This is a genomic window from Bacillus sp. FSL W8-0645, assembly GCF_038007905.1.
In the GTDB taxonomy this organism is placed as follows: domain Bacteria; phylum Bacillota; class Bacilli; order Bacillales; family Bacillaceae; genus Bacillus; species Bacillus pumilus.
In genome coordinates, this window is the sequence record NZ_JBBOYC010000001.1 from 1371485 (window position 1) to 1387985 (window position 16501).

Here is a 16501-nt window from a genome sequence, read left to right on the forward strand (position 1 = left end):
ATCCTTTACATTTTAAGGAGAAGGTGGGAGAGAAAAATGAAGAAGTTTTTATTCATTTTAATGTGCATTGTAATTGTATTGCTAGGTGCATGTTCAAGGGAAGACGAGGGGAAAGACAGAAGACTGGTGGCAGCAGAGCATATGATTGAAGCGATTACCGAAGGAAATAAACAAAAAATAGAAAACATCTATGTTGAAGGCGCTGTCCCAAGCCCGAAAGACATTCTAAAAATGAAAAAAGAATGGGGCATAGAGACACTTTCTTATGAAGATTTTCAATTGGAAGAAGCCAGCATTCACGTCTTTCATGCGAATTACGAAGATGAAAAAACAGGGGAGAAAAAGGCACTGGCCATGCGGGTCATAGAAGATCCTGAAAAAGGCGGTGTACGGATTGACTTTGTAGGGCTCGTTGAAGGAACTGATGCTTCCTCTCAATGAAAGTTAAAATGATTTTATTTAAAAAGGATAGAAGAGCTGAAAGAACTTTGCTCTATCTATCCTCTTTTTTACCACAAATGACCCGATCACATATGAGTTATGCCCAATAATTCCATAAACCGTGAGAGGGCACTGGTCATGTACGAATCGCGGCGCCTTATAAACACAGTGGGCACGATTCTATGTGGTTCCGGTAAAGGATGACAGGTAAATTTGCCTTGCACCCGAGATTCGACCATAGATTTTGGTAATACGGTAACCCCTAGCCCGTTTTCGACGCATTTAAGCACGCCCTCTAAAGTGCCATATTCCATTACCTTCATCGGAGCAAAGCCATTGCTCTCTAACCATCGTTGCCAACGCCCCAAATAGATGCAATGCGCAAATGACGAAAGCAATGGTTCATGCAAAATTGATTCTACCTGGAATTCCTCCTGGGAGTAGCTTGTAATGAGAACAAGAGATTCTTCCAATACCGGATATTCAATAATGTCGGGATGAAGAATAGGCCCATCAACCAATGCACCATCTACCTTGTAGTTGAGAATAGCATGAACCTGATCTACAGTAGGTGCCATATACAAGCTCAATTCTACTTGTGAAAATGTCTTGTGATATGCTGCGAAAATGCTGGGCAATCTTGTCGAAGCAGTAGACTCTATAGATCCAATGTGCAAAGTTCCCCGCGGAGTAGAGGAAAGCTTTACGGCCTCTATCGCTTCTTCAAAATCGTAGAGTAATTTGTTTGCATATGGCAACAATTCACGCCCTGCAGGCGTTAAGGATATCTTTTTGTGATATCGATAGAAAAGAGGAACACCTAATTCTTGTTCAAGACGCTGGATTCGTGCAGTGACATTGGACTGCACATAATTTAATTTCTCAGCAGCTTTTGTAACGCTTTGTTCAATCGCTACTGCTTTAAATATCTCCAAAGATTTAATATCCAAAATAATGCTCCTTTTTGCATCACAAATTGTGAAGAACTATACACTATTTTTTGATTTTACGTGATCCAATAGAATAAGTAAACTTAATAATAAGAGGTTGATGCTCATTGTGTCCCTTGGTGTCTGATCATGAGGAGGAGAATTTGAGAGGTAGGGAGTTTTAGCTTAGGAAAGATAAAAAGACGTTTTCAAGTAAATGAGGAGGGAATCTATTGATTTCAAAGGTTAATATCCAAGAGAAATTTTCGCAAATAAATGATTATTGGAATCCAAAAATAAGCGGAGAGTTGAACGACTCATACATGAAAATGGTAAAAATTAATGGTGAATTCATTTGGCATCACCATGATGACGAGGATGAAATGTTCTTTGTATGGAAAGGAAATCTAGTCATCCGTTTTAGGGATAGAGAAATAGCGCTTAATGAAGGGGAGTTTCTTGTGATTCCAAAAGGAATTGAACATCAGCCAATTGCTGAAGAAGAAGTTCATTTGCTCTTAATTGAACCAAAAACGACTCTAAACACGGGGAATGTGATCAATGAACGAACTGTTTCGATTCCTGAACGAATGGATAAACGCTAGATCGCCTGCACTTAACAATATACCTAAACGCTATTTGATATAGTGTTGTTTCTTAGAATGAAATGTTGTTGCACGCCGCCTGAAAAAAGTAAATTTAAACTGATGTCCTTGCTTATATAGCTTATTTCACTTAATAGGATTTGGCATTGCCAAGGGCTTTGGTTTGATAACGGAGACAGCAAAAAAAGCTGTCTCTTTTTCATTAAGCCATGACCAAAAATCAAGTGCGAACAAAGCCTAAAAGAGTCAGCTAAACTTTATTTGTTTATCGATTTTTGTACCTGAAGTGTGCGTTAATTTGACCTTCCAGCATTTTTTTCTTATATTGTCCGCTTTTTAATGCCTGTTCTTTTTTCTTCATGTCTTTCAAAATCTCCGCTGTTTGCACACCGTCTTCTCGTTTGTTGGCAATGTCCATTAATCGTTCTACATCAGAAAAAGAATATTTACGCGTGCCTCTTGTTGAGCGCTGGGGGTAGATGAGTCTGCGTTCCTCATAATATCGGATTTGCCTGACGGATAGCCCTGTTAATTCACTGACAATCCCGATTGAAATGACTTTTTTATCTTTATAAGATACATCTTCCTGCGTCATATACTCACCCCTGCAAGTCTTTTCTTCATATTATACAAAATGACAACGAAAAAAACCTATCGTTTGTTAGAAAATATAACACAAAAACATAAAAATGAAAAAATGATGGAAGGAAAGTTGACAACATATGTGAAGTGATTGCTACGCATGCATATAATGATGATGAGTTGAAATAGGAGGAGGAGCATATGATGGAGAAAACACGGATCATCTGTATGGCAAAGGAAATTATCGCAATAGATATGAAGAGGGATGAATTAATGGAGCGATTCATGCAGGCTGCAGGTCAGAATGCGCATGCTCTTCTAAGAGCTGTACAAAATGATTTGTATAAAAGGTCTTCATAAGCACCTGCTCCAGATCAATTGATAGGAGGGGATAATCGGTGCGGCGTATCTTAACAGAAGCTTTAGCAAAGGAAAGACATTATTATACGAAGCAGCTCTGTTCATTGGGAGTGTACAGCCCTAGTGCGGCCAAGAACATGACAATTAGTGACTTAAAAAAAGAGTATCACTTCTATTTCAACAAAACAGAGCGTGATTTGTGAAAATCCCTTGAAATGTGCGTATGTCACATAAAGGGTTCTTTTTTTGTGCTCAATATTATAGCAATATTGAATTTTGTAGAAATTTGACGAATACAGTGTAAAGAAACATAGAGTCTTTACAGATTATGTTAAACTGTGTCGTATCTTGATGGTTTGCTAAAAAACCTTTTTTTCGAGATGATTGTGAAAAATAAGAAGGATTTTAAAAGTTTATATCGAAATCTTATACATAACACGAATGGAGTCACTTATGTGGTTGAAAGGGTTTTCAAAAACGTACTTCTATTTTTTACGAAAGGCTCCAACTGCACCGCAAGAAAGCCTTGAAGTTAAAAAAATATTATAAGAGGTAGATATGTGATGAGACTATCGTTTAATGAAGAAGAAGTAGAACGTTCAATGACACTTTACAAGGTATTTGCAAGAGCATTTAAAAGCGTTTCAGAACACAGCATTAGAGACAGCAAAGAGCATGGATTTAATCCAACTGAATTTGCGGTTCTTGAATTGCTGTATACGAGAGGTGCTCAAAAACTTCAGCAAATCGGCTCAAGACTCCTGCTTGTCAGCGGGAATGTGACGTACGTAATTGACAAATTAGAACGAAATGGTTTCATTGAAAGAGAGCAGGACCCAAAGGATAAACGGTCGGTTTATGCCCATTTAACGGATAAAGGGCGCAGTTATCTTGATAAGATTTACCCGATTCATTCTCTCCGGATTGCGCGTGCCTTCTCTGGCCTCTCGCGAGAAGAACAAGAACAATTGATTAGTCTATTGAAAAAAGCAGGTATTCACAGTCAACATTTATTATTTAGATAGAACGAAAAGGTGCCATGATTGGCACCTTTTTTATGTGTCCAGCTGATGTGCTGGATAGGCAATGAATTTTTCGATATCGTTTGCTGGAAGGGGCTTTGCATAATAAAAGCCTTGCAAGTCGTCACATCCTTGCGCAGATAAAAGCTGCGCCTGCGCAAAGGTTTCAACACCTTCTGCTATGACCTCGAGAGATAGTTGATGTCCCATCGCGATAATGGCACCTGTAATCTGTTCAGATTTCGAATCATTTAAAATATCTTCGATGAAGGATTTGTCGATTTTTAGTCGATGAATGGGCAAATCCTTTAAATAGCTTAAGGAGCTATGCCCTGTACCAAAGTCATCAATACTAATGCGAACGCCCAGATGTTTCAGTGAGGTCAGCACTTGTTTTGATTGCTTGATATTGTCCATTGTCATACTTTCTGTGACTTCAAGCTCGAGCAGTGACGGTGTCATATCGTATTTTTTCAGTGTCAGCTTAATCAAATCAATTAAGTCTTCAGAATTGAATTGTTTTGCAGATAAATTGACAGCCACGGGAATTTTCAACCCGTTGTCATACCACGTTTTAGCCTGCCTGCATGCGGTATCAATCACCCATCTGCCAATATCAATGATCAGTCCTGATTCCTCTGCCAGCTCAATAAAAGCCTCGGGTGATTTTAAAGAACCATCTGGTGCTTTCATTCTTAGAAGAGCTTCTACGCCAGTCATCTGTCTTGTTTTCGCACTCACTTGCGGCTGGTAGTGGAGCACAAACTGTTCTCTTTGAATGGCATCCCGTAACTCAAGCTCTCGGTTCAACCTGTCTTCACTTGATCTTTCCATTGATTCGGTGAAAAACTCATAACGGCTTTGCTTATGTTTTTTGGATAAATACATCGCCATATCGGCTTTCCTCATTAATTCCATCCCATCTTTGCCATTTTGAGGTGAGATAGCGATTCCAATGCTGATAGAAGTAATGAGCTGATGATTCTGGATGAAAAAAGGACGCTCAAATTGCCGAATGATATTTTGAGAAAGCTGTTCAATTTTCTGTGTGTCATGCCCCATGTCAGGGAAGATCATTAAAAATTCATCCCCGCCTAGTCTGGCTATAAAGCCGTTGCCTGGTAAACATTGCGTTAGTCTGTTTGCAGCTGCTTTAAGAAGTAAGTCCCCTATGTTATGACCAAGTGCATCATTAATAATTTTAAAACGATTCAAATCAAGAAACAGAACAGTCGTCGATGTTCCTGTCTCTTCTTGAGCGGAGAGAACATCACTTAAATGGTTGATGGCGTGGCGCCGATTAGGAAGCTCAGTTAACGCATCATAATGTGCCATGACATGAATTTCTTTTTCTGCAATCCGCTGCTGCGTTAAATCCTTTAAAATAAGATAAATGCTGTCAAGTCTATTGTTGACGTGAACAGGTATGTAAGTAACATGGTAATAATAAAAGCGATCTGCTGTTTTCAATTCTGCTTCACGTGTAATGGCCTTCTTAGATTGGTTAATAAATTCTTCCCACACCTCAGTCGGCATGACGTATTGGCTGACATCATCACCGATCCAGAAATTGCACATTTTTAAAATTTGCTTACCTGAGTCGTTAGCAGAAAGCACCTTTCGATCGACAGATAACACGATAATGCCATCGATATTATGTTTGATGAGCGATTGGAACCGCTGTTCATTTTCCTTTAGCTTATCCGCCTGCTTCATGATTCGGTGATCTATATAGGCACCAAAAATCATCAGTGTTTGGACAATCAGTGTCATTAAGCCGATGAAAATCGACAGACTGAATGGTGATAATTCAAGAGAACCACCCCCATAGGACTGTCCGTCTGAATGAAAAAACATAGTAGAAGCAGCCATACCGGTATAATGCATGCCAGAAACAGCCCCGCCCATCACGAGTGCACCAGCTATTTTTAACAGATGATCCTCCTGCTTTTTCCCGGTTCGATGGAGCCGAAAAAAGAGATGAAGCGAAAAGAAAGACGCTATCGCAGCAATGAAAAATGAAAGAAAAAAGAGGCCTGGATCATAGCTGATTGAGACATTGGCCATTGATTCCATTCCAAGATAATGCATGCTGCAAATAGCTGAGCCCATGGTGATTGAACTAATGAGCAGCCGTCTTGTGGAGAGCTGCTCTTGAATGCATATTGTGAATGCGATCAAGGACCCGACAAAAGATGCCAAAATCGATAAAATGAGCAAGGGTGTTTCATATGTGATGCCAGCACGCATGTGAAATGCCATCATGCCGATAAAATGCATCGACCATATCCCCATTCCCATGATCATGGCACCAACGATCAGCCATACCTTTTTCTTTACACCGCTTGACTGTGCCACTCGGCTGGCTAATTGAAGAGCTGAGTAGGAGGCGACAGCGGCGACTGCGATTGACAGAAAGACAAGCCATCCATTGTAGCTTCCTGTTAAATGGGTCATGTAAGAAAACCTCCAGTATCTTAAAACAGACGTATACCTAATATATCGGATCGAATGGCTTCTGTGTTCACTTTTCCTTCACTTAAATACCACAATCAACGTTTTTTTCAATTGTCTTTTATAGTAAAATCAAATTTAATGTAAAAAAACGACGAAAAGTGAATCGTTTCTTCGGTTTTATTCGTTTAATATATGTGCGATTCTAAAAGAGATAGAATCAGTTAAACGATTATGTGTGAAAGGGATTGATAAACATCGAAGATTTTATTATTTCTTTAGCTGATGCCTTTAAGAACTTGTCGTACTTTGGCATCTTCCTTGCATTATGTATTGAATTTGTTCCTGCTGAAGTGGTTCTGCCTCTTGCGGGTTACTGGGTCTCAGAAGGGGACATGGCCTTCATTGGTGTTGTGGCAGCCGGCTCTATTGGCGGCGTGGCTGGTCCTTTGACCTTGTACTGGTTAGGACGTTATGGCGGTAGACCCTTTTTAAATAAATATGGGAAGTACTTTTTTGTTAAACCGGAGTCGCTTGATAAATCGGATGCCTTCTTTGAAAAGCATGGTGGATTCGTCGCTTTTAGCGGCCGGTTTATTCCGGGAGTCAGAACGCTTATTTCCATCCCGTGCGGTATTGCCAAGATGAATGTGTGGGTCTTTTGCCTGTACACGTTTTTAGCGATTACACCTATTACATTTGTATATGTGTATCTTGGATTTGTGCTCGGGGAGAACTGGAAAGAGGTTGGCGCAATGTTAGATCCATATCTTCTGCCGATTGGGATCGGGATTGTGTTGTTGTTCGTGATGTATATATGGCTGAAACGTAGAAAAAGAAAAGCAGAAACACCAACTGCCTAATCACTGGACACGAGGTGAAAGTCCCCAGTTGACAATACAGTGTCTATTGATTAAAATATAAGTAATCTAAATATTCTTATATCCCACCAAAGGGGAGTAGCGTCCGGTTTTTACCGGAAACAAAGTCGTCATTACATGGACTCAAGTTCCATCGGCTTTGTTGGCATGATTCTACATATCACATGTCTAGCAAGACCTTTGCCATTACAGGCAAAGGTCTTTTTTGCATTCATAAGCCTTTGTCTGTTGTGGGACAATAGATAAAACAAGGAGGAATGATGATGGATGCAGCAATTATTTTAGAGTACGGGTGGGTTCTTCTCGTACTGATTGGATTAGAAGGGATTTTAGCCGCTGATAATGCGCTGGTCATGGCTGTGATGGTGAAACACCTTCCAGAAAAGCAAAGGAAAAAAGCATTGTTTTACGGACTTGCGGGTGCGTTTGTCATGCGATTTGGTTCCCTGTTTCTTATTTCGTTTTTAGTGGATGTGTGGCAAGTTCAAGCCATTGGTGCAATTTATCTTCTTTATATTTCCATTCACCATATTTTAAAATCGCACGTATTTAAGAAAAAGGAATCAGACACAAACATGAAGCAAAGCGGCTTCTGGGCAACAGTCGTAAAAGTCGAGCTTGCTGACATCGCTTTTGCTGTCGATTCCATCTTAGCGGCGGTCGCATTAGCCGTAACTTTGCCAACAACAAGTCTTCCGCAAATCGGTGGACTTGATGGCGGTCAATTTATTGTCATTCTTTTAGGTGGTATCATCGGTCTGATCATCATGAGATTTGCAGCGACTGTTTTTGTGAAACTGCTCAAAACAAGACCGAGCCTAGAAACAGCAGCCTTTGTCATTGTCGGATGGGTTGGTGTGAAGCTCACGCTTTACACACTGTCACATCCAGCCATTGGCATCGTGTCCTCTCATTTTATTCATTCAACATTATGGAAAGTGATTTTCTGGACAGTGCTTCTCGCAATTGCAGCATTTGGTTGGTTTTTATCAAGTCCATCAAGAAAAGGCGGGCAACAAAACAAAGAAAAACAAGAGGGACGCCTAGAAGAGTAGGGTTTTTGAAAGAAATATCATTTCATTTTCATAACACGTATATTACAAATAAGGGGGAGATACCCCCTTATTTCTTTGCATTTAGACGAAACACTGTAAAGTAGATGATGATATGCTTGTCATAATTGAGTAACAGGAATTGAATTCCTCATTTCTTCCTTTGCGCTTCCCTCATAAATTAGCTATCATAAATGAGTAATATAGGGAGAACTGAGGTGAAACCATTGCTTAGCCTTTTGTTTAAAAAAGGAAAGAAAAAGCAAACATTAGAGCAGTCGGCTATCAGTATTCAACAAGGTGATATCGAGCTGCAAAATGCATTAATAGAGCAATACAAACCATTTGTCGCTAAGACGGTTTCATCCGTTTGTAAACGATATATAGATGAAAAAGATGATGAATTCAGCATAGGCTTAATTGCCTTTAATGAAGCGATAGAAAAATACTCTGCCGAAAAAGGAAACTCACTCCTTGCTTTCGCAGAATTAATTATTAAAAGAAAAGTGATCGACTATATTCGAAAAGAAGCAAGAAATGCGCCAACGGTTCAAATGGACCTGCAAGAAAGTGAAAATGGCGAGTACTCTCAAAGCATGATTGAAGCAGAGCTGTCTACAAATGAATATAGACGTTTAATTGAACAAGAACACAGAAGAGAAGAAATTGAACATTTTAAAGAACGATTGAAAGTATACGGCCTCACGTTTCAAGAGCTGCTTGAACATTCACCAAAGCATGCAGATGCAAGGCAAAATGCCATTAAAGTAGCTCACACACTCGTTGAACACGATGAGCTCAGAACCATTTTATTTCAGAAAAAACAATTGCCAGTCAAACAGCTTGAAAAGCTAGTGGAAGTCAGCCGCAAAACGATTGAGAGAAATAGAAAATATATCATTGCGATGGCGATCATTATGACGGGTGATTATGTGTATTTGAAAGATTACCTTAAAGGGGTGCTTAATTCATGAGAAGAGGCATTATAGTAGAGAAAAACAAAAAATATGTCACGCTGCTGACCCCTGATGGACAATTTCTGCGGACAAAATATGAACAGCAAGATTATGAAATCGGTCAAGAAGTGACATTTCCGAATGAATCACGTCTCGAAAGAAAAAAAGCCGGTTTTTTTGACTTGCTTCGTTTACGTCCATTAAATGCAGGAATCCTATCAATCGCAGCGATTATCGTCGTGATTTTTACTATGATGCCATCTTTCTCAAGTCAAAAAGCATATGCATATATGACGATTGACATTAATCCAAGCTTTGAACTGAAGCTTGATCACAATTATCAAGTGATCGGTGTCACACCACTGAATAAAGATGCGAGACAAGTACTGGCTAGTATGAAGGATTTAGAAAAAAACGACATGACCAAAGTCGTGCAGGAAATCATAGATGACTGTGACAAAAAAGGTTATGTGAACAACTCTAAGAGCATTTATATTTCAACGGTTTATGAAAACAAGCAGGACGATACATATAAAACCAACGTCAAAAGTAAAATTAACACCATCTCTGGTGAATATCAAAAGCGCGATTACAAGCTAAAGACTGTAGAAAGTGACCTGGAAACAAGAGAAAAAGCTCAAAAGGCAGGCATTTCAACAGGCACATATATCAGAAATCAAGAAATGCAAGATAAAGAACAAGAAGACATTCAAAAGGATGAAGACGCAGCAGAGAGTGACGCTGTTAAAGAAGAAGAGCCTAAAAAAGATGATGTAGATCAAGCAGACAAAGACAAACAAGAAGACGTCAAGACAGACGATAGCGAAGAGATGAAGCCAGATCAAGAGGCTCCTGAAGCTGAAGACAAAGAGCAGAAGGATCAAGAGAGGGAAGAGCAAGGATCTATTCAAAAGCCTTACCAAACAAAACCTGATGATAAAAGCAAAGACAATCAAATAAAGGAAGAAAAGGATCGTTCGATCGATAAAGAACAAAAAAAAAATCACTCAACGGAACCTGGTGACAAAAGGAATCCAAACGGCACATCACATGGTGGTGCTGAAAAGCACGCAAAAAAAAACGCCAGGGATCAGAAACAGCCGTTCACTGAACGAAAAAAAGACCATATGAAGAAGCAAGGAAAAGGTGCACCGTCCCCGTATCGTGAGAACCGGTATGAGCACACATATGAACAATAAAAAAACGCCAGAATAGCTCCGGCGTATTTCACCATGTTTTTATTTAGATTGATTGCCCATTTGTGATTGAGCCTGTTGAACGAGTCTTTTTGTAATTTCACCGCCAACAGAACCATTTGCACGTGCGACTGTATCTGAACCGAGAGTCACGCCAAATTCTTGAGCGATCTCGTATTTAAATTGATCTAATGCTTGTTCTACTCCAGGAACAAGAAGCTGATTTCGATTTGCCATGTCCATATTCCTCCTTTCACCTCATCTTTGTTGCGCCTTCTTATTTTGAAGAAAACGGCGTACAATTATGCTGGCAATTGCTGCACAAAAAAACCGAGGTGACCTCATCACCTCGGTTTTCTTTTATCTTTATTTAGCTGCCTGCAGCGTATTAAACATCATTTCTTGCGCTGTACTTTGCAAGTGGGAAGTGAACACAGAGAAGACGGTAGAACAGATAATGCCTTTAATCAAATTCCATTGATTCTTCGTTAATTCTGTAAACTCTTCATGGAGCATGTCTGTCTGCTCCTCAGTCATTTCTCGTAAATTTGTTTCCTTTAACGGAAAATGTGTATGGTGATAAATAAAATCTAGGACGTGCGCATATGCTTCATAAAAACGGATTGGACTAATAATATCATCTGTTCGATCTGTGATCGTGTTAAATAAGGCAGATAAGATCATGCGAATGGCATCAAAGTCAAAAACTGATTTTAAATCCCTGACTATTAATAAAATAACGACCTGATCAATGGAGTACTTCTTGCCAAGCTCTGGATGACCAATCATATCTTTAATATCACGCTTGATCCAATTTTGAATCGCCGTCGATTTAAGAGACGTTAGCTCACACAAGTTGCCAAGCTCAACAATTTCATTTGTAGAAAGACCGTGCTCTGATTTTTGCTTCCGCCGTTCGAGCTTCTCAAAAAACGAAGGGATCTTTAACTCATCATATTCATGATCCTTATCGCCCTTTACAGATAGATTCAAAAGCTGAAGCGGAGTCAGATCTCCCTCTCCTTTTAGAGAATATAGAAGTCTCGTCATGTCAATTCTCGTTAATTTAAAAGTCACCATGTTCCACCTCATTTGTACGTCAAAAACGTGATTATTGATCTAATTCAACATCATAATCTCTTTTTGATGAAAATGCAAAATAAACTAAAATCCAGAACGTAGCGTCACAATTTGTTCACTTTTCAGCTGTGACAAAGTCGTAAATATTGAAGTGACGGGGCTTAAGCCGTTATGATAAACAGAAGGAATGATTCCTTTTTCCTTGCAATTTAAGACGTTTATTTTTATAATTTTATTAATAAGTTCAAATGAACTTAATATGACAGCGGAGGTTATGTATGGGTAAAAGAATATTTCTGTTTATATTAACGAACATTCTTGTTATCACTACGATTGGTATTGTACTGTCGGTTATTAGTGCAGCAACTGGTGTTGGTTCTTATATAGGAGCAGACGGTCGAATTAATTTGGTGGCACTGCTAGTATTCAGTGCAGTTGTTGGTTTTGTTGGCTCGTTCATGTCACTAGCGATGTCTCGCTGGATGGCAAAAATGATGATGGGTGTGCGTGTGTTAAACCCTGAAAAGGATTCATTAACATATGATGAGCAGCAGCTTGTTGACCGCGTGCACAGGTTATCAAGAGCAGCAGGCCTTTCTAAAATGCCTGAGGTTGGTATTTATCAATCATCTGAAGTAAATGCTTTTGCGACAGGTCCTTCTAAGAGAAGATCACTTGTTGCCGTTTCAACTGGATTGCTTCATGAAATGGATGATGCAGCAGTTGAAGGTGTCATCGCTCATGAAGTTGCTCACGTTGCGAACGGTGATATGGTGACAATGACGCTGCTTCAAGGGATTGTCAACACGTTCGTTGTCTTCCTTTCAAGAATTGCGGCATGGATCGCAAGCCGCTTTGTACCGCGTGAAGAGCTTGTTCCGATTGTTCATTTTATTGCAGTGATTGTTTTCCAAATCATTTTCTCTGTCCTAGGAAGCCTTGTCGTGTTTGCATATTCTAGACATCGTGAATTCCATGCAGACCGCGGCGGAGCTGACCTTGCCGGTAAAGATAAAATGATTCATGCGCTTCGCTCACTTGAGGCGTATACGTCAAGAATCAAAGATGATGATCAAACAGCAGTTGCTACCCTTAAAATCAGTGGTAAACGAAAAGCTTCTCTTTTCTCAACACACCCTGATTTAAACGAAAGAATCAGAAGACTAGAAGCAAAATAAGAAAGACGAAAAGACATTCTGCAACAGGATGTCTTTTTCTTTTTGATGAAAAAGAAAATAAAGCATAAAATATCTTTAAAATCATGTCTCTTTTCATTAAAATGATAAGTATTGAAAAATGAAAGTTAAAAGAAGGAATGACAATGAACCCAATTAAAAAGCTAATCGACCGGCTATCGGCTTTCCAGCTGATTGCCCTTTATTATTTTCTCGCAGTAACCGTCTCATTTATTCTTCTCAGTTTGCCAGTCGCTCATCAAGATGGAGTGAAGTGGACATTTATTGATGCATTATTTACGGCGGTGAGTGCGGTAAGTGTCACAGGACTTACTGTGGTTGATACCTCCCAAACATTTAGTGTGGCAGGTATGTGGATCCTTGCGTTTGTCCTGCAAATTGGAGGTATCGGCATTATGACGCTCGGTACCTTTGTGTGGATTGTCATGCGAAAAAGAATCGGTATTAAAGAAAGAAAGCTCATTATGGCAGATCAAAACCAGAGCAATTTATCAGGAATTGTGAAATTAATGAAGCAGGTTTTCTATTTAATTTTGCTCATTGAGTTTGTAGGCGGTCTGATTTTAAGTATGTATTTTCTCAAATATTACGATGTGCAGACAGCATTCTTACATGGCTTCTTCTCAAGTATTAGTGCGACCACCAATGGTGGCTTCGATATTACAGGGAACTCGCTCATCCCATACAAAGATGATTATTTCGTCCAATTTATTACGATGCTGCTAATCATCTTTGGAGCGATTGGCTTTCCTGTGCTCGTGGAAGTAAAGGATTATTTATTTAATCAGGACCGAAAGCACGCATCGTTCTCATTGTTTACAAAAATCACAACGATTACGTTTGGCGGTCTTGTCGTTGTTGGAGCGATTGGCATATATGCACTTGAAGCCGGGTTCAGTTTCCTAGGGAAAAGCTGGCACGAAGTTTTGTTTTATTCATTGTTCCAATCGACAGCCACAAGAAGTGGGGGACTTTCCACATTAGATATTACTCAATTGACAGAACCGACGCTGTTATTTTTATGTCTGCTCATGTTTATCGGGGCATCTCCAAGCTCTGTCGGGGGTGGGATTCGGACAACCACGTTTGCCCTTAATTTACTCGCACTGTTTCATTTTGCTCGGGGAAATAAGTCCATTAAAATTTTCAAAAGAGAACTGCATCAAGCAGATATTAACAAATCTCTGATGGTGACGATGATGGCCTTTATATTGGTGTTTGGTGCTACATTCTTATTAACCTTATCCGAGCATAATACGCTTCTTCAAAATTTATTTGAAGTCTGTTCTGCTTTCGGAACAACAGGTTTATCACTAGGGATTACCTCTGAGCTCTCAGTTTTCGGTAAGTGTATCATTATGATGGTCATGTTTATTGGGCGAATTGGCATTCCAAGCTTCTTATATTTAATTGGCCGAAGAGAAAGCGAAGCGAATTATCATTATCCGAAAGAGCGCGTCATCATCGGCTAAACAGCATTCCGAGCGAATGCTGTTTTTTTATTTCCATTATCTAACTGGCTAAATCACATGGGATGTTCGCAATCTATAGGTAAGAGGTGAACGAGACGTGCTGGATGTAATATGGAAAGCAATTGTCATGCTGCTAGTTGGTACCTTGCTGCTGAGAATAGCAGGGCCTAAATCCATTAGTCAATTAACTGTTCAACAAACAGTGATCATGATTTCAATCGGATCGATTATTATCCAACCCTTTATTGAGCACAATTTACTTGAAACGATTTATGCCGCCGCTACATTTATCATTGCACTCGTCATCATGGAAAAATTGTCTATCCAATCTGATTTCTTTGAAAAATTGGTTTCAGGGAAATCTGTCGTCATTTTGCAGGATGGAGAAATGCTTGATCACAAGCTGAAGAAAACGAGGCTCACAAGGGATGAATTCAAAATGCGCTTAAAGCAGCAAGGCATTACAGAGATCAGCAGTCTCAAAAAAGCCACCCTAGAAGCCAATGGACAAATCGGCTATGAGTTAAAGCCAGAGGAAAAGCCCGTGACGGTTAAACAAATGAAGGAACTCCTAGACCAATTAAGAGAAGAACTAAATATGTTAAAAAAGGACTGATTTCAGATGAAAAGAAAAGCAGCGAAAAATGAAGCACTGACAAATAATATGACACCGACAGAAAGCATGGAACATGATCAAGGACAAACGCAATTTGATGAACAATCAAGAGATCGTCAGGCAAACCGAAATTCTCATAAAGGGAAACAAGGGGGAGGATCTCGTGACTAAGAAGCATGTAAAAAGCAAGGACATGAAAGACCATAAAAAGCCAATGGACCCAGATATTTTAGAAGAGGAATTTGGCAGTGAGCTTGGAGATATCAACAGCAGCAAATGGATTGATACGCTTGTAAAGCCTAAGAAAGATGCTGAATGTCACGATGGACACATGAATGAAAAATAGAAAAAACGATCCGCGCGGGATCGTTTTTTATTTGCTATAACTGCCTTGTCTGCCGGTGATTGTACGCATGAGATTGGTCATTTTGAGCTCAATCACTGGCTGTGCAACGGTTTTAACAAAGGTGCTAGACAGGGTAAAGGTTAACAGAATGGTTAGCAGCAATAACATGAGCACACTTGCTGCATTCAGGGCCCAGTCATCAAACCAAGTCGTTCTAAGCAGCTTAATGACAAAGCCATGTAATAAATACACATATAACGTTCTTGTGCCCCATTTTGTAAAGAAGAAATGGCGTGTTGGCACTAAAGCAAAGAAGCTGAATGTAGCGCCGAATGCAAGCAGATACCATGCCATTCGTTTCATTGGCGCAATCACTCCCTCATCACCAAGAGAAGCATATGACTGTGATCCAAATAAGAAGGAATAATCAAATTCATAGAAATAGCAAAACAAGAATACAGCCATTAATACAAGAAGTGCTGACAGCTTTCCTTTACTTGTACGGATGAATTCAAAATGCTGCTTTTTTAAATAGAAGCCTGCTAAAAACATTGGCAAAAAGACAAACGTACGTGATAAGCTCAGCGTATTGCTAATATTGTCCACGTAACCGACAAGTAACGCAATCGATAAACTGACGATCATCGCCCAGTGAAATGGCAGTTTAGAAAAAGGAATGAGCAGCAAATTCCAAAAGAATAAACTAATTAAGAACCATAAAGACCATTGCGGATCAATTGGATTTAAATTGGCCATGCTTTGATCCTGCAAGAGATAATAGTAAACGGAATAGATCACCTGAAAAATGAAATATGGGATGATCAGCTTAACAGCAACTTTTTTCATAAAACCTGGCTTTCTAAACCCTTTTGCAAAGAAACCGGAAACTAAAATAAAGGCAGGCATATGAAAAGTATAAATAAACTTGTATAAATAAAGCATCCAATCATTATCATGAATGAATGATCGTAACAAATGACCAAAAACAACTAGAAAAATCAGAAGAAACTTCGCATTATCAAAATAACTATCTCGTGAAGATGCCATAACATCACCTTTCCTGTTTGATTTTAAACATAAATGCTCTAAGTGCACTGTTCCCGTATTTGCCCCATTTTAAAATACATTTTGGCTCATTTCGCTATTTGATGTGAAATTGTAGAACGGCTGTAAAAGAAGCGTAAGAAAAGAGAATCGAGGTTCAATCCTGTCATCCGAATGAAACAAAAGAGACAGTCTTCATGCAAGAAGTTATCTTTTTTTATGAGTCGAATGAAGGAACAATGAAAATATTGTAGAAATATTGTAGAGGA

20 protein-coding genes and 1 riboswitch are annotated in these 16501 nt (G+C 39.3%); of the genes, 14 read left to right on the forward strand and 6 right to left on the reverse strand.

Going from position 1 to position 16501, the window contains the following annotated elements:
* The first annotated feature begins 36 nt into the window (after positions 1-36).
* Positions 37-441 carry a hypothetical protein gene (locus NST39_RS06860; protein ID WP_113767585.1) on the forward strand — a complete coding sequence of 135 codons (405 nt, stop codon included), beginning with the start codon at positions 37-39 and terminating at the stop codon, positions 439-441.
* A gap of 86 nt (positions 442-527) precedes the next feature.
* Here NST39_RS06860 and NST39_RS06865 read toward each other — a convergent pair whose 3' ends face one another.
* Positions 528-1391: a LysR family transcriptional regulator gene (locus NST39_RS06865; protein ID WP_065097139.1), complete on the reverse strand. Its 864-nt coding sequence runs from the start codon at positions 1389-1391 to the stop codon at positions 528-530.
* A 212-nt stretch (positions 1392-1603) separates the two neighbouring features.
* Between NST39_RS06865 and NST39_RS06870 the strand changes: the two genes are divergently transcribed.
* Positions 1604-1975 carry a cupin domain-containing protein gene (locus NST39_RS06870; RefSeq protein WP_341027609.1) on the forward strand — a complete coding sequence of 124 codons (372 nt, stop codon included), beginning with the start codon at positions 1604-1606 and terminating at the stop codon, positions 1973-1975.
* 265 nt (positions 1976-2240) lie between these two features.
* Here NST39_RS06870 and NST39_RS06875 read toward each other — a convergent pair whose 3' ends face one another.
* Complete coding sequence (locus NST39_RS06875) at positions 2241-2570, reverse strand: MerR family transcriptional regulator (protein ID WP_012009715.1); 330 nt, start codon at positions 2568-2570, stop codon at positions 2241-2243.
* A gap of 188 nt (positions 2571-2758) precedes the next feature.
* On the opposite strand from NST39_RS06875, the gene NST39_RS06880 reads away from it, so the two are divergent.
* The 3 genes from NST39_RS06880 (at position 2759) to NST39_RS06890 (ending at position 3942) form a co-directional block, all read left to right on the forward strand.
* Positions 2759-2917, forward strand: a complete 159-nt coding sequence (locus NST39_RS06880; protein ID WP_445662400.1) for a hypothetical protein — start codon at positions 2759-2761, stop codon at positions 2915-2917.
* 38 nt (positions 2918-2955) lie between these two features.
* Positions 2956-3120 (forward strand): hypothetical protein, encoded by a 165-nt coding sequence (locus NST39_RS06885; RefSeq protein ID WP_044138874.1) that lies wholly within the window; start codon positions 2956-2958, stop codon positions 3118-3120.
* 357 nt (positions 3121-3477) lie between these two features.
* Entirely contained in the window at positions 3478-3942 is a 465-nt protein-coding gene (locus NST39_RS06890; protein WP_088004396.1) for a MarR family winged helix-turn-helix transcriptional regulator, read from the forward strand.
* 30 nt (positions 3943-3972) lie between these two features.
* Here the strand turns inward: NST39_RS06890 and NST39_RS06895 are convergent, their stop codons facing one another.
* Positions 3973-6396: a bifunctional diguanylate cyclase/phosphodiesterase gene (locus tag NST39_RS06895; RefSeq protein WP_341027611.1), complete on the reverse strand. Its 2424-nt coding sequence runs from the start codon at positions 6394-6396 to the stop codon at positions 3973-3975.
* A 245-nt stretch (positions 6397-6641) separates the two neighbouring features.
* Here NST39_RS06895 and NST39_RS06900 point away from each other — a divergent pair, with 245 nt between their 5' ends.
* From NST39_RS06900 to NST39_RS06915, 4 genes are all read left to right on the forward strand, one after another.
* Positions 6642-7256, forward strand: coding sequence for a DedA family protein (locus tag NST39_RS06900; RefSeq protein ID WP_003210834.1), 615 nt, complete (start codon positions 6642-6644; stop codon positions 7254-7256).
* 79 nt (positions 7257-7335) lie between these two features.
* Positions 7336-7507: riboswitch (yybP-ykoY riboswitch) on the forward strand.
* A 30-nt stretch (positions 7508-7537) separates the two neighbouring features.
* Positions 7538-8329, forward strand: coding sequence for a TerC family protein (locus tag NST39_RS06905; protein WP_065097142.1), 792 nt, complete (start codon positions 7538-7540; stop codon positions 8327-8329).
* A 215-nt stretch (positions 8330-8544) separates the two neighbouring features.
* Positions 8545-9300, forward strand: coding sequence for an RNA polymerase sigma factor SigI (gene sigI / locus NST39_RS06910; protein ID WP_034662939.1), 756 nt, complete (start codon positions 8545-8547; stop codon positions 9298-9300).
* The gene (locus tag NST39_RS06915) at positions 9297-10481 is read left to right on the forward strand and encodes an anti-sigma factor domain-containing protein (RefSeq protein WP_341027614.1); all 1185 of its coding nucleotides are present in this window, start codon (positions 9297-9299) and stop codon (positions 10479-10481) included. Before sigI ends, NST39_RS06915 begins: the two co-directional genes overlap by 4 nt.
* Positions 10482-10520: 39 nt before the next feature.
* Here NST39_RS06915 and NST39_RS06920 read toward each other — a convergent pair whose 3' ends face one another.
* Positions 10521-10715: an alpha/beta-type small acid-soluble spore protein gene (locus tag NST39_RS06920; RefSeq protein ID WP_003211343.1), complete on the reverse strand. Its 195-nt coding sequence runs from the start codon at positions 10713-10715 to the stop codon at positions 10521-10523.
* Positions 10716-10844: 129 nt separating this feature from the next.
* Complete coding sequence (locus NST39_RS06925; RefSeq protein ID WP_106065172.1) at positions 10845-11558, reverse strand: DUF1836 domain-containing protein; 714 nt, start codon at positions 11556-11558, stop codon at positions 10845-10847.
* Between the two features lie 278 nt (positions 11559-11836).
* On the opposite strand from NST39_RS06925, the gene htpX reads away from it, so the two are divergent.
* The 5 genes from htpX to NST39_RS06950 all read left to right on the forward strand — a co-directional run bounded on the left by htpX (position 11837) and on the right by NST39_RS06950 (position 15188).
* Positions 11837-12736, forward strand: a complete 900-nt coding sequence (gene htpX, locus NST39_RS06930; protein WP_341027616.1) for a protease HtpX — start codon at positions 11837-11839, stop codon at positions 12734-12736.
* A 143-nt stretch (positions 12737-12879) separates the two neighbouring features.
* Positions 12880-14226, forward strand: a complete 1347-nt coding sequence (locus NST39_RS06935) for a TrkH family potassium uptake protein (protein ID WP_106065174.1) — start codon at positions 12880-12882, stop codon at positions 14224-14226.
* A gap of 97 nt (positions 14227-14323) precedes the next feature.
* The gene (locus NST39_RS06940; protein ID WP_044139769.1) at positions 14324-14842 is read left to right on the forward strand and encodes a DUF421 domain-containing protein; all 519 of its coding nucleotides are present in this window, start codon (positions 14324-14326) and stop codon (positions 14840-14842) included.
* Between the two features lie 6 nt (positions 14843-14848).
* A complete protein-coding gene (locus NST39_RS06945; protein ID WP_341027619.1) occupies positions 14849-15013 on the forward strand; it encodes a hypothetical protein in 165 nt (54 codons plus the stop codon).
* Positions 15006-15188, forward strand: a complete 183-nt coding sequence (locus tag NST39_RS06950; protein ID WP_341027620.1) for a hypothetical protein — start codon at positions 15006-15008, stop codon at positions 15186-15188. The genes NST39_RS06945 and NST39_RS06950 overlap by 8 nt, the downstream gene beginning before the upstream one ends.
* 27 nt (positions 15189-15215) lie before the next feature.
* Here the strand turns inward: NST39_RS06950 and NST39_RS06955 are convergent, their stop codons facing one another.
* The gene (locus NST39_RS06955; RefSeq protein ID WP_341027622.1) at positions 15216-16235 is read right to left on the reverse strand and encodes an acyltransferase family protein; all 1020 of its coding nucleotides are present in this window, start codon (positions 16233-16235) and stop codon (positions 15216-15218) included.
* Between the last annotated feature and the right edge of the window lie 266 nt (positions 16236-16501).

What these genes read in the sequence shown, in the direction of transcription:
- NST39_RS06860 (WP_113767585.1), top strand. Translation starts at nt 37, where the DNA reads ATGAAGAAGTTTTTATTCATTTTAATGTGCATTGTAATTGTATTGCTA.
- NST39_RS06875 (WP_012009715.1), bottom strand. Translation starts at nt 2,570, where the DNA reads ATGACGCAGGAAGATGTATCTTATAAAGATAAAAAAGTCATTTCAATC.
- NST39_RS06880 (WP_445662400.1), top strand. Translation starts at nt 2,759, where the DNA reads ATGATGGAGAAAACACGGATCATCTGTATGGCAAAGGAAATTATCGCA.
- NST39_RS06895 (WP_341027611.1), bottom strand. Translation starts at nt 6,396, where the DNA reads ATGACCCATTTAACAGGAAGCTACAATGGATGGCTTGTCTTTCTGTCA.
- NST39_RS06905 (WP_065097142.1), top strand. Translation starts at nt 7,538, where the DNA reads ATGGATGCAGCAATTATTTTAGAGTACGGGTGGGTTCTTCTCGTACTG.
- NST39_RS06915 (WP_341027614.1), top strand. Translation starts at nt 9,297, where the DNA reads ATGAGAAGAGGCATTATAGTAGAGAAAAACAAAAAATATGTCACGCTG.
- NST39_RS06920 (WP_003211343.1), bottom strand. Translation starts at nt 10,715, where the DNA reads ATGGCAAATCGAAATCAGCTTCTTGTTCCTGGAGTAGAACAAGCATTA.
- NST39_RS06925 (WP_106065172.1), bottom strand. Translation starts at nt 11,558, where the DNA reads ATGGTGACTTTTAAATTAACGAGAATTGACATGACGAGACTTCTATAT.
- htpX (WP_341027616.1), top strand. Translation starts at nt 11,837, where the DNA reads ATGGGTAAAAGAATATTTCTGTTTATATTAACGAACATTCTTGTTATC.
- NST39_RS06935 (WP_106065174.1), top strand. Translation starts at nt 12,880, where the DNA reads ATGAACCCAATTAAAAAGCTAATCGACCGGCTATCGGCTTTCCAGCTG.
- NST39_RS06945 (WP_341027619.1), top strand. Translation starts at nt 14,849, where the DNA reads ATGAAAAGAAAAGCAGCGAAAAATGAAGCACTGACAAATAATATGACA.
- NST39_RS06955 (WP_341027622.1), bottom strand. Translation starts at nt 16,235, where the DNA reads ATGGCATCTTCACGAGATAGTTATTTTGATAATGCGAAGTTTCTTCTG.